The sequence below is a fragment of the Winogradskyella poriferorum genome, from assembly GCF_036553625.1.
Lineage (GTDB): Bacteria > Bacteroidota > Bacteroidia > Flavobacteriales > Flavobacteriaceae > Winogradskyella > Winogradskyella poriferorum.
Genome location: NZ_JAZHOU010000001.1, coordinates 1,055,652 through 1,068,810, shown reverse-complemented (window position 1 = coordinate 1,068,810; position 13,159 = coordinate 1,055,652). Strand labels below are relative to the sequence as shown.

The 13,159-nt window shown below is 34.7% G+C and carries 12 protein-coding genes; 11 read left to right on the top strand and 1 reads right to left on the bottom strand.

The annotated features are described in order from the left end of the window. Positions 1-98 precede the first annotated feature (98 nt). The 5 genes from hemC (at position 99) to hemF (ending at position 5,335) form a co-directional block, all read left to right on the top strand. On the top strand, positions 99-1,685 hold the full coding sequence (hemC, locus tag V1468_RS04810; protein ID WP_331809101.1) for a hydroxymethylbilane synthase: 1,587 nt from the start codon (positions 99-101) through the stop codon (positions 1,683-1,685). A 222-nt stretch (positions 1,686-1,907) separates the two neighbouring features. After that, a complete protein-coding gene (hemE, locus tag V1468_RS04805) occupies positions 1,908-2,933 on the top strand; it encodes a uroporphyrinogen decarboxylase (protein WP_299095839.1) in 1,026 nt (341 codons plus the stop codon). A 177-nt stretch (positions 2,934-3,110) separates the two neighbouring features. Then, positions 3,111-3,893, top strand: coding sequence for an EI24 domain-containing protein (locus V1468_RS04800; RefSeq protein WP_331809100.1), 783 nt, complete (start codon positions 3,111-3,113; stop codon positions 3,891-3,893). Further along, a complete protein-coding gene (locus tag V1468_RS04795; RefSeq protein WP_331809099.1) occupies positions 3,893-4,429 on the top strand; it encodes a GNAT family N-acetyltransferase in 537 nt (178 codons plus the stop codon). Before V1468_RS04800 ends, V1468_RS04795 begins: the two co-directional genes overlap by 1 nt. 3 nt (positions 4,430-4,432) lie before the next feature. Further along, on the top strand, positions 4,433-5,335 hold the full coding sequence (gene hemF, locus V1468_RS04790) for an oxygen-dependent coproporphyrinogen oxidase (RefSeq protein WP_331809098.1): 903 nt from the start codon (positions 4,433-4,435) through the stop codon (positions 5,333-5,335). Positions 5,336-5,337: 2 nt separating this feature from the next. On the opposite strand, the gene V1468_RS04785 is transcribed toward hemF, so the two are convergent. Further along, entirely contained in the window at positions 5,338-7,974 is a 2,637-nt protein-coding gene (locus V1468_RS04785) for a DEAD/DEAH box helicase family protein (RefSeq protein ID WP_331809097.1), read from the bottom strand. 77 nt (positions 7,975-8,051) lie between these two features. Between V1468_RS04785 and hemB the strand changes: the two genes are divergently transcribed. The 6 genes from hemB (at position 8,052) to V1468_RS04755 (ending at position 13,145) form a co-directional block, all read left to right on the top strand. Then, positions 8,052-9,041, top strand: coding sequence for a porphobilinogen synthase (gene hemB / locus V1468_RS04780; RefSeq protein ID WP_331809096.1), 990 nt, complete (start codon positions 8,052-8,054; stop codon positions 9,039-9,041). Positions 9,042-9,070: 29 nt separating this feature from the next. After that, the gene (locus tag V1468_RS04775; protein WP_331809095.1) at positions 9,071-10,189 is read left to right on the top strand and encodes a hemolysin family protein; all 1,119 of its coding nucleotides are present in this window, start codon (positions 9,071-9,073) and stop codon (positions 10,187-10,189) included. Further along, entirely contained in the window at positions 10,189-10,662 is a 474-nt protein-coding gene (locus V1468_RS04770; RefSeq protein WP_331809094.1) for a methylated-DNA--[protein]-cysteine S-methyltransferase, read from the top strand. Before V1468_RS04775 ends, V1468_RS04770 begins: the two co-directional genes overlap by 1 nt. Before the next feature lie 130 nt (positions 10,663-10,792). After that, positions 10,793-11,947: a serine hydrolase domain-containing protein gene (locus tag V1468_RS04765; RefSeq protein WP_331809093.1), complete on the top strand. Its 1,155-nt coding sequence runs from the start codon at positions 10,793-10,795 to the stop codon at positions 11,945-11,947. Between the two features lie 21 nt (positions 11,948-11,968). Then, positions 11,969-12,454 carry a hypothetical protein gene (locus V1468_RS04760; protein ID WP_331809092.1) on the top strand — a complete coding sequence of 162 codons (486 nt, stop codon included), beginning with the start codon at positions 11,969-11,971 and terminating at the stop codon, positions 12,452-12,454. After that, positions 12,432-13,145, top strand: coding sequence for a 3'-5' exonuclease (locus tag V1468_RS04755; RefSeq protein ID WP_331809091.1), 714 nt, complete (start codon positions 12,432-12,434; stop codon positions 13,143-13,145). Before V1468_RS04760 ends, V1468_RS04755 begins: the two co-directional genes overlap by 23 nt. Positions 13,146-13,159: the final 14 nt, after the last annotated feature.

Below are 13,159 nucleotides of genomic sequence, written 5' to 3'. Positions count from 1 at the left end.
TGAAAGCTTTTTTGAGTTACATAGCCTTAGCTACGGAAGAAAAAAAGATAAAAATAGGGCGAAAAAGAGCAATTTTTTAGCCGATTGAAAAAGTGTAAATGAGTTCAAAATCTAAAATTATTCGCATTGGCACACGCGATAGCCAATTAGCACTATGGCAAGCTAAAACTGTACAATCACAGTTAGAACGCTTAGGCCACAAAACCGTATTAGTACCTGTAAAATCAACAGGAGATATTGTACTTGACAAACCGTTATACGAATTAGGTATCACAGGTATTTTTACCAAGACTTTAGATATTGCTATGCTCAATGAAAGCATTGATATTGCAGTACACTCACTAAAAGATGTTCCTACAGTTTTACCAAAAGGTATTGTACAAGCTGCTGTTATAAAACGCGGCAATGTTAACGATACCTTGGTGTTTAAAAACAATGAAGAATTCTTATCTGCCAGAGACGCTGTTATAGCTACAGGTAGTCTTCGCAGACGTGCACAATGGCTTAACCGCTACCCAACACACAAGGTTGAAAACATACGTGGCAATGTTAATTCAAGATTGCAAAAACTTGAGGATAACGAGCATTGGAATGGTGCTATTTTCGCTGCAGCTGGTATTGGCAGATTAAATATAAGACCTGAAAACGCTATCAATTTGCATTGGATGATTCCTGCACCTGCGCAAGGCGCCATTATGGTTACTGCTTTAGAAAAGGATGAAGAGATCCTAGAAATTTGCCAGGAAATTAATCATGAAGAAACTCAAATTTGCACAGCAATTGAGCGCGAATTTTTAAATAGATTAGAAGGTGGTTGTACAGCACCAATTGGAGCCTTAGCCTTTATTAAAAATGAAGAAGTCAACTTTAAAGGCATTCTTCTAAGTAAAGATGGTACCAAAAAAATTGAAGTTGCTAAAGTTGTGCCTTTAGGAAAGCATAACGATTTAGCAGAATTTTGCGCAAACTATATTATTGGTAAAGGTGGCAAAACACTTATCGACCAGCTTCATAGAAGCAAGCAAGAAACCAATATCTATTCAACAAAAAAATTAACAGACGACCAATTGTTATTGTTTCATAATGACGTTGTTGCAGACAGTAATGATGCGATTAAAATCAGCCTAAATCGTATTCCAAAAACAGTTGTCCGTAATGAAATTAAAAATGTAATTATTACCAGCAAAAATGCGGTTGAAGCTTTGCTTCATAATTTTTCGGCAATAGAGTTACAATTCAAAAATATTTACTGTGTAGGCAGACGTACGAAGCGTTTGGTTGAAAAACGAATAGGCAAAGTCACACACACAGAATCTAATGCTAAAAAATTAGCCAACTATTTGGTTGAATATATAGAAGGCACAGAGGTTACCTACTTTTGTAGCGACTTACGTTTAGATGATTTACCTAATATTCTATCTGAAAACAATATTACAGTTAACGAAGTTGAAGCCTACCAAACCAAGTTTGATGCTGATAAAGTTGAAGCCAATGTAGACGGAGTTATGTTTTATAGCCCTTCAACTGTTGAAAGCTATTTAAAACAAAATAAAGCTTCTGGTATAGCATTTTGTATTGGAGAAACTACCGCAAAAGCGGCAAGTCAGTATTTTGAAGATGTTCGTATTGCAAAAGTACCGACTGTTGAGAGTGTTATTGAGTTGGTGAATGAGCACTATGTATAAGCCCATCCCAACCTTCCCATTGGGAAGGAGACCAGACCTAGCAGGTTTTTTAAACCTTGCAGTTCTATAATCTTAGATTAACTAAGGTTAAAATAAATTGCTAAATCATGCTAAAAAAGCTTGAATGCAATTATAAAAATGTTTAAAACTAAGACCTAATTAAACTAGATTCTTGCTGAAGTTTATCTTGAGCGATAATCGAAAGGCAAGAATGACAGAACTATGATAAAGAACGATTTATACCTAAGAGCATTAAAAGGAGAAACTGTAGAGCGTCCACCAGTTTGGATGATGCGTCAAGCTGGTAGATACCTTCCAGAGTTTATGGAAATTAAGGCTAAATATGACTTTTTTACGCGTTGTCGTACTCCAGAATTGGCAAGTGAGATTACCGTGCAACCTATTCGTCGCTATGGTATGGATGCTGCTATTTTGTTCAGTGATATTTTGGTGATTCCACAAGCCATGAATATTGAAGTAGAAATGAAACCTAATTTTGGTCCTTATTTACCAAACCCTGTGCGTTCTCAGAAAGATGTGGACAATGTTATTGTTCCAGATGTTCATGTTGAGCTAGATTATGTAATGCAAGCTATAAAAGCTACCAAAGAATTACTTAACAACGAAATTCCGCTTATTGGTTTTGCAGGTTCGCCATGGACAATTTTATGCTACTGCGTGCAAGGGCAAGGTTCTAAAAACTTTGATAAAGCTAAAGAGTTTTGTTTTACAAATCCTGTTGCAGCTCATAATTTACTTCAAAAAATAACAGACACTACTATTGCTTACTTAAAAGCGAAAGTAGCTGCTGGTTGTAATGCCGTTCAGATTTTTGATTCTTGGGGAGGCATGCTTTCTCCTGTGGATTATCAGGAATTTTCTTGGCAATACATTAACCAAATCATTGAAGCTTTAAAAGACGATGCTCCTGTAATCGCTTTTGGTAAAGGCTGTTGGTTTGCTCTAGGTGAAATGGCAAACTCTAATGCGTCTGCTTTAGGAATTGACTGGACATGTTCTGCTAAAAACGCACGTTACTTAACTGGTGGAAATATTACATTACAAGGTAATTTTGACCCAACACGTTTATTTTCACCTCCTAGTGAAATTAAGAAAATGGTGCACCAAATGATTGATGAGTTTGGAAAAGATAAATACATTGTAAATTTAGGCCATGGAATTTTACCAAACATTCCGCTAGATAACGCCAAGGCTTTTATTGATGCTGTGAAGGAATATAGAAGCTAGCCCATCCTAACCTTCCCTGAGGGAAGGAGCTGTTATTACTACTAAATTTTAAATATCTTGTAGGCTATAAATAAAGATTTGATAGATCTGATTTATGTAACATAGTAGAGCTCAAAACGTCTAGTTATATAGAGCTAAAGTTTAATTAAAAAGATTCCTGCCTTCGCAGGAAGTATTATGATACAAGACATATTTAGAGGACTTCAGGTTTATACAGATGCTTACGGATTAATTTCAAAATTAAAATTGTGGAAATACTTCGTTATTCCTGTAATAATAAGCGTTGTTGTATTTGCTATGATTTTTGTTTCAGCTTACGGATTGTCAGATAATCTTGGAGAATGGATGGCTGGCATTTGGATTTGGGAAACCGGAAAAGCAACGTTTACAGCCATTTCAACATTTATTGCTGGCATTGTCATTTTTGCAATAGGCCTAATCCTCTACAAGCACATTATAATGGCATTGTCTTCGCCTTTTATGAGTCCAGTTTCAGAAAAGATTGAAGCTTACTTTACAGGCAAACCTGCCAAGAATTATGTGAGTACTAATTTTAGCAAACAACTGGTTAGAGGCATTAGAATTGGTTTACGAAACCTATCTAAAGAACTGCTTTATACATTACCAATATTAATACTTAAGCTTATTCCTGTTGTAAATATTTTTTCAACCGTTTTACTCTTTTTAGTTCAGGCATATTATGCAGGTTTTGCCAATATGGATTACACACTCGAGCGTCATTTTAAGTATAAAGAAAGTGTTGCGTTTATAAGACAGCATAGAGGTTTGGCTATTGGCAATGGTATTGGTTTTTTACTATTATTACTCATTCCTGTGGTTGGTGTTATTTTAGTGCTGCCTTTGAGCGTAACCTCAGCGTCAGTAATTGCTGTAGACTTATTGTTTGATGATGACGAAGAGATTGGTTTTGAACCTTTTGACAAAATAGATCTTAGCTAATGATATTACGTTTTAACGATTTTGAAATTAGTGCTGTACACGAAGGTGATGCCTGGAAGATTTGCGACTTTTGCGTTGCGAATTCAGATCGATTAAAACGCTTTTTTCCATTAACGTTGCAACAGAATTTAAACCCAACTTTATCACAATTATTCGTAGATAAAAAGGTGAAACAATTCAGAAATAACGAAGAATTTTTATTCACCTTAAAGCATTCTGTAAGCCAAAAACTAGTTGGCCTTATCTACATTAAAGAACTGAATTGGGACGCCAAACAAGGCGAATATGCATATTGCATAGACTACATTCAAAAAGGCAAAGGGCTAATGTCTAAAGCCATTGCAGAACTCAATAAATACGCGTTTAACACACTGGGTTTAAAAACCCTTCAAATTATAACGCACAAAGACAATATTGCCAGTGCTAATGTTGCTAAAAAAAATAATTTTGTGTGGCAAAAAACACTCATAAATGAATATACTCCTCCTGGTGAACAACCTTTAAATATGGAGTTATATGAATTATATAAATCATAGATTTTGAAAGACAAATTTTACAACTATATACAAGAATTACAAGATACCATAACCTCTAAACTTGAAGCTATTGAGGGCAAAGCAAAATTTCAAGAAGACCTTTGGAAACGACCAGAAGGTGGAGGTGGCAGAACTCGTGTGATAGAAAATGGTAATGTATTTGAAAAAGGCGGAGTTAATATTTCTGCTGTTCATGGTGCGTTACCAAAAAGTATGCAAGCCTATTTCGGTGTTAAAGATGCTGATTTTTTTGCTTGTGGATTGAGTCTTGTTATTCATCCTAAAAGTCCAATGGTGCCAACCGTACACGCTAATTGGCGCTATTTTGAAATGTATGACAAAGACGGCAATATTGTAGATCAGTGGTTTGGTGGCGGACAAGATTTAACGCCTTACTATTTGTTTGAAGAAGACGCAAAACACTTTCACCAAACTTGTAAAACTGCTTGTGATAAACACAACACAGACTTCTACCCAAAATACAAAGCACGTTGCGATGAGTACTTCCATAATGCACACCGTAATGAAGCTCGAGGCATAGGTGGATTATTCTTCGATTATTGTAAAGCAAATGATGAAATGACCATGGAAAACTGGTACAATTTCATTACTGAAGTTGGTGATAGTTTCTTAGAAGCTTATGTCCCAATTGTTGAAAAGCGTAAAGATTTGTCATACACTCAAGAACAACGCAATTGGCAAGAAATACGTCGTGGTCGTTATGTAGAATTCAATTTAGTACACGACAAAGGCACACTTTTCGGACTTAAAACCAACGGACGAATTGAAAGTATTTTGATGAGTTTGCCACCACATGTACAATGGGTTTACGACCATCATCCTGAAAAAGGAAGCGAGGAAGAAAAACTGATTGATGTTTTACAAAATCCTAAAGAGTGGGTTTAGTTCTACTGCCAAACTGTAGAAGTATCTAAATTATTTTTTAGTTCGTTAGATCTGTGGAATAATCTGGCTTTTAATAGCAATCGTCTGCCTTCAGGTTGCCTTGTGTAAACCAATTTGGTTTTTCCCATGTGTTTTACCCAATGCTTCAGAAAGCACTGTGCATCCTCTTTATTTTTACCAAAAACTTCTGGAACTGGATAGAAATTTTCAATATTAAATCCCTTTTTGAAAAAATTGGTGTTAATGATGATATATCTCGGAGATGCCACTGGCTCTAAAAGTTCAGTTAAGGTTTTAACAAAAAAGGCTTCTTCATAATTACTAGCACCTTTTAAATTACAAACCACAGCATTAGAGACTAATTTGTGCGTGTAGACTTTAATACTATTTCGATCTGTATTTAAAAGTTGCATCTCATCCATAGTATCTACAATTGCTAATCCCATATTTTTGATTTTTCTGTGTAAAAATCCATGTCTTAAGTAGTAGACTGTAGCCTTGTAAAGTTTATAACCGAAATAAGCCAAGGCAATACAGCCAACAACCTTTAATCCAGAAAGAATCTCTGGTGGAGCTGTGAGATTAAAAGCTAACAAAATACTACCGAAAAAGAATACCACTAAAGCCAAAACTATCTCGATGACAATTAATTGAGATGCTTTTGCAAAATAGAACTGTCGTTGTGCTTTAAACTGAGGCGTTTTAAAATCTTGAAGTTGTACTTGTCTGGTTAATTTATTGCCTTCACCTATTGAGTTTTTCCAATTCACAAAGGTCTGCGCTCTTCCCACAGCATTGGTCACACTTGATGCATTTAAAGTCTCTAAATCTTCTACCGATATTTCATTTGGAATACCCAAACGTTCAAAACCATTTGTGATATATGGTAATTTTGTGTTGGTAATACCAACAAAGGCCTCAAACCTTCGCTTTAATAATTCTAACTCTTTTCCTCCATATTTATCCGTAGGATCAATGCAAGCCAAATGCCAAATGTTACTGGTTTTTTGAGGATTATTTGCATCTCTTCTAATGGCTCTTCCTCTCATTTGGTTAGACGACACAAAAGACCCAACAAAAGAAGCCAATATTAAACTGTTTATAGATGGTGCGTCCCAACCTTCGCCAAGCAAGGCTTTTGTTCCTATTAAAACTTTAAAAACACCATCTTCAAAAAGCTTCGTAATGATGCCTACAAGGGCTTTTCTTGCTTTATCATATCCTGTAACTAAAACAAAATTATCGTCACCTTTTAAGGTTGTAAATACATACGAATTTTCATTACCATAGGATTCAATAGCGTGCATTTTTGAGTAATGAATTACAACAATAGTACCTGTAAGTACTGCCAAATCCTTGTTATCTACAGAGCTCGTTCTCAGATAATGAAAAATAGGAACAACACCTATCTTATTAATTTGCTCAAAATCTTGATTTGAAGTGTTTAAGAATTCTTTCCGAACATAGTCCGTTAACACCACACAGCGTAAGTCATCTTTAAGCAAGAGTCGTTCTGAGTTTACAATTTCTACAATACTTTCAAGCTTACTAGGACTAAAGGCCAATGATTTGTAAACTGTATCATTACCTGATAAATTAACCTTGTTTTTTTCTAAAAGATTAAGTTGTCTTAATTGTTTTTCGAGTTTTGAAAGATATTCTTCATAATCTTTAAGTTGTTCTCTGTCTTCAACTAAAAGGTTTTGCAACAGAATTTCTAACCATTCAATATCTAACTTTGGGAAACTAACATTATCTGTTTTACTCAATCCTAAAATGCTCAATCTATAATTATCTACAGGAATATTAACGGCATTAAGCGTTATTAGTAGTGATGAAAAAAACGTGGTATTGGCATAAATTGCATCTTCATAATCTTCTGGATTGGTGTAAAAGCGATGATTTTCAATAAGCGAAATAAACGTCTCATCACTTAACAAATCTGCTTTTAGCGTTTCAATATTATCTCTATATTCTTGAATGTGATGCAAATCAGAATCATACGGTTTTGAGAAGTAAACAAAATCTTGATGTGGACTCAAATCCTTTTCTCTTATAAGACTTGGTACTGAGATTTCATCATCAACATCACCACAGAGCGTAAAATATTTACTCACCTCTAAACTCGAACTATCATAAGGTGGTGTTGCTGTTAATGCCACTATAAAATAAGGTTTGCTCTTTTTTAGAGCGATTAAACAGTTCCACCATGCATTTTTTAAATGATGTGCCTCGTCTAAAACGAGTGTTTCAATATTGTGCGTTTTAAAAAATTCAAGAAAATCCGTTTTATCCTCAAATGATTTGTAAAATGAATGCAGAGACTGATAGGTAGAGAATGTAATATCGCTTGGATTTTTCACATCAAACGAAAAGGCTTCAAACGCCTTGTTATCTGTAAAAAACGACTGCAATCTATCTTGCCATTGATCTCTAATAGTTAATGTTGGCGCAAGAACAAGCGTCTTTTTTCCTATTCGCCTTAAAATTTCAATACCTAAAATAGTTTTACCAGAACCAGGTGGTGCAATAACATGAAAATGCTGATCTGAAATGTGTGTCTCAAAATTATCTAATAGTTGCTTTTGGTAGCTTCGCCAAGGAAATTGAAATTGTAAAAGACTGAGACGTTCTGACACTCTTAAATGGGTTATATTGATTAACTTTGTATTTGCTAAAAATAAGCATATTCACTTTTATATTCAGATTTACAATTATGTTCCCAATACGAAGAAACCGAAGATTAAGAACAAGCGAAGCCATTAGAAGTTTAGTTAGAGAAACTTATATAACGCCAAATGATTTTTTGGTACCGCTTTTTGTGGTTGAAGGCAATGGTGTAAAGGAAGAAATTGCTTCTATGCCTAATTACTATCGTTTTAGTCTGGATTTACTTAAAGACGAAGTAAAAACACTTTGGAGTTTAGGGTTAAAATCGGTTTTATTATTCGTAAAAGTTGATGATAAATTAAAAGACAATAAAGGTACTGAAGCATTAAACCCAAATGGATTGATGCAACGCGCTATACAAACTGTAAAAGCCGTTTGCCCAAATATGTTGGTAATGACAGATGTGGCTTTAGATCCGTTTTCATCTTATGGACATGATGGAATTGTAGAAAATGGTAAAATTATCAATGACGCTACCGTTGAAGTTTTAGCCGAAATGAGTATTTCTCATGCTGAAGCTGGAGCAAATTTTGTAGCACCAAGCGATATGATGGATGGTCGTATTCTTGGTATTCGTGAGGCATTAGATCAATCTAACCTAATTGATGTTGGGATAATGAGCTATTCGGCAAAATATGCCTCGGCTTTTTATGGTCCTTTTAGAGATGCTTTAGATTCTGCACCTGTAGATATGGTAGATGTGCCAAAGGATAAAAAGACGTATCAAATGGATTTTGCTAATCGTGAAGAAGCGCTTAGAGAAACCGAAATGGATATTAACGAAGGAGCAGATATTGTTATGGTAAAACCAGGACTTTGCTACTTAGATATTGTGAGAGATATTAAAAATAATTTTGACGTGCCTTTAGCTGTGTACCAAGTATCTGGCGAATATGCTATGCTAAAAGCCGCAGCAGAAAAAGGCTGGTTAGACCATGATGCTGTAATGCTAGAGCAAGTTACATCTATTAAGCGTGCTGGTGCTGATATTATAGCAAGCTATTTTGCTAAGGATGTTGTGAAATTGATTTCGTAACTTAGCATTAACTTAAACCAAAAAAATTAATGGGCTTACTCATATTCTACGCTATAATTTCTATTTTCTTTTCCTTTTTGTGTTCCATTCTCGAGGCTGTATTACTCAGTATAACACCAACATTTATTAATGTAAAAAAGAAAGAAGGCAAAGCTTATGCCAGCGATCTAGAAGAATTAAAAAAAGATGTAGACCGTCCGTTAATTGCTATTTTAACCCTAAACACGATTGCACACACAGTAGGCGCAATATTGGTTGGTGTACAAGCTAAAGTGGCCTATGCAGAACTTTACGGAAACACTAAAAGAAGTATTCTTGGTATCGAATTAACTGAAGATGTTATGGTAGGTATTGTTTCTACTGTAATGACTATACTAATTTTAGTTGCTTCAGAAATTATCCCTAAAACCATTGGTGCAACCTTTTGGAAACAACTCGCCAACTTTACAGCAAAAGCACTTAATGTTTTAATATTTCCATTAAAATGGACTGGTATTTTGTGGGTTTTACAGCTTACCACAAAACTAATTGGAGGTAAAGGTCATGGCAGTGTTTTGAGTCGCGAAGGATTTGTTGCAATGGCAGATATAGCTCACGAAGAAGGTGTGTTTGAAGAAAGTGAAAGTAAGGTCATTAAAAACCTTCTTAACTTTAAAGAAGTGCAAGCCAAAGACATTATGACTCCTCGTACAGTCTTAAAAACTGAAAACGAAACGATGACCGTTAGAGACTTCTTTGAAGCCAACTCTAATATTCGTTTTTCAAGAATTCCAGTGTATACAGAAAATCCTGATAATATTACTGGCTTAGTTTTAAAGGATGAAGTGTTTAAAGAAATGGGATTAGGTAATGGTGATAAATTACTGTCTGAAATTAAGCGAAGTATTATTATCGTAAACCGAAGCCTTCCTATTCCAACATTGTTTGAACAACTTGTTGAAAGTCGAAATCACATGGCTCTTGTAGTAGATGAATATGGCTCTGTAAGCGGCATCGTAACTATGGAAGATGTGATTGAAACCTTACTTGGACTAGAGATTATGGACGAAAGCGATAACGTATCAGACTTACAAATGCTTGCCAGAAAAAGTTGGGAAAGCAGAGCAAAGCGTCTTGGCTTAATAGACAACGACAATCCTGAAAATTAATGGACACCTGCTATGTTGAAACTCCGCTTGGTATTACCAAAATTGTTGGTGACCAAGATGGCATTACTCACGTTTCAATATTAGATAACTCTGAGAACACTTCCGATAATATTCCTGAATCGCTTTTAGAATGCGTCACTCAGCTTAAAGCCTATTTCAACAACCAGCTCAATACTTTCGATTTAAAATTAAATCCTGAAGGCACAGATTTTCAAAAAAAAGTCTGGAAACAACTATCTAAAATCCCTTACGGAAAAACCATTTCTTATCTCGACCTTGCCAAACAACTTGGTGATGCTAAAACCATACGTGCTGCGGCAAGTGCTAATGGCAAAAATCCGCTTTGGATTATTGTACCTTGTCATCGTGTTATTGGCACAGACGGAAGTCTTACGGGTTATGCTGGTGGTTTACACCGTAAGCAATGGCTGCTCAATCACGAAAGCGAATACAAGCAACAGACGCTTTTTTAAATCCTATTTTTACTATATTTAGAATTCTTAAATCAATCAGATGAAATGAGCCTAGACAATAAATTTGATATCAACAGAAATAATAATGGCGAATTCCATCTGACATTTAAAAAACAATAAATTTTAGCTGATGAAATTCTTAAAAAAACTACTTAAATTTTTAGTTATACTTATTGGACTAACTGTCGCTATACTTTACATAACAGATACAGATTACCTACTAAAAGCGGTACGTACAATTTACTTAAATGGTCATAGCACAGCCTTCCTTGAAGACTACAAGTACTTTGATAATAAAGAAGTAAAAGCCAGCGATAATCCAGAACCTTGGCCAAACCACAAAGATTATAATTCTGTAAAACCAACAGATGAACTCTCTAAAGCCAACAAAGATTGGGGAACTATAGCGTATGTAATCATTAAAAATGATAGCATTTGGTTTGAAGAGTACTACGATGGTTTTGGCGAAGACTCTAAATCTAACTCTTTCTCAATGGCAAAAAGCTATGTGTCTGGAATGTTAGGTAAAGCTATAATGGATGGTTATATTAAAAGTTTAGATCAGCCTGTTTGTGATTTTCTTCCAGCATTTTGCGATGATAAAGCCAAAAAAATGACCGTCGGAGACTTAAGCAGTATGGCATCTGGCACCAACTGGGACGAAGCTTATTATTCTCCATTATCTATTACAACTCGCGCTTATTTTGATGATGACTTAGCCAAAGTAATGAATGGCCTAAAAATGGATACAGAACCAGGACAAGCCTTTAAATATGCTAGTGGTGATACACAAATGCTAGCTATGGTTATTGAAAAAGCAACAGGAAAAAAACTATACAAATATTTAGAAGAAAGCTTCTGGAAACCTCTGGGAAGTGAAAACGATGTGCTATGGCAAGTTGATAGCGAAGATCATGACTTGGTAAAAGCCTATTGCTGTATTGCCGGAAATGCAAAAGATTTTGCGCGTTTTGGAAAGTTATATAAAGACCATGGCAAATGGAATGGGAAACAAATCTTAGACTCAGTCTTTGTTGCTAAATCCATTACTCCTCGTTTTGCTGAAAGTCCAGAATATGGTTACGGATGGTGGATGAAAGATGTTAATGGAAAAAGCTTTAAAATGATGCGTGGTCACTTAGGTCAGTATGTTATCGTACAACCAGAGGACAATGTAATTATTGTAAGGTTAGGACACCAAAAATCACCAGACGCAGGCATTGGTGCTTTTACTTATGATATTAGTTTATACATTGATGAGGCTTATGAAATGTTAGGTTTATGATTTCAATACTAAATTGATTTAATGGAAAAACCTCTTTCAAATAAAAATGTTTACTATTTATTAATAGGAGCATTTTCACTATTCCTTTTTATTGAATTGAGCTATTTTTTAGGTTTTATTTTCAGAGATTTACTTATAATTTCTAATCAAAATCCCCTTTTAATTTTCATCTTAAATGAAGGTTTAGAATTTTTTTCTTTTATATCATTTGTAATATTTGGCTTAAGATTTTTATCTAGAAAGAGTTTTACAAATAAACAAATTCGATCAGTGACAATTTTTGTGATTATGTCATTTGTACTAACCCATGTATTACAAGCTTTTTTTAGAGCTTTTGTTGATTTAGAAAAAACAAGCTTAGAACGTTTTGAAAATTACGTAAGCTACTTGAATAAGCACTCCATATTATATCTTATAGCTTCTTTACTAAGTTATTCTAAATATATAATTTTTGCTTTAATTTTATTTAACTACCTTAGAGTCAATGATTTCAAAACTCAATCTTGAAAACATATTATTCTTAGATATTGAAACTGTTCCTGAGACGGAACACTTTTCAGATTTAGACACAACCAAACAGAGTCTTTGGGAAGCTAAATCTAGATACCAACGTAAAGAAGAGTTCTCGGCTGAAGAGTTTTATGACAGAGCTGGCATTTGGGCAGAGTTTGGTAAAATCATCTGTATTTCTGTAGGGTATTTTAAAATGGAAGGTGATATCCGGAATTTTAGAGTAACTTCTTTCTATGGTGAAGAAGATAAAATTCTAAAAGATTTTAAGAACCTCATCATTTCTCATTTCAGCCAAAACAAGCATTTGCTTTGTGCGCATAACGGTAAGGAATTCGACTTTCCTTACATAGCAAGACGTATGATTATTCATAATATAGAATTGCCATACAAACTCAATCTATTTGGCAAAAAACCTTGGGAAGTACCTCATCTAGATACTTTAGAGTTATGGAAATTTGGTGATTATAAAACCTATACTTCTCTAAAACTACTAACCAATGTATTAGGGATTCCTTCACCAAAAGATGACATAGATGGTAGTGAAGTTTACCGAGTGTATTACGAAGAAAATAATATTGACAGAATCATAACTTATTGCGAAAAAGACACTGTGGCTGTGGCTCAAATTTTCTTGCGCTTACGAGGAGATGAATTGCTTCATGACAATGAGATAAAGCATATATAATTAATTATATCGCT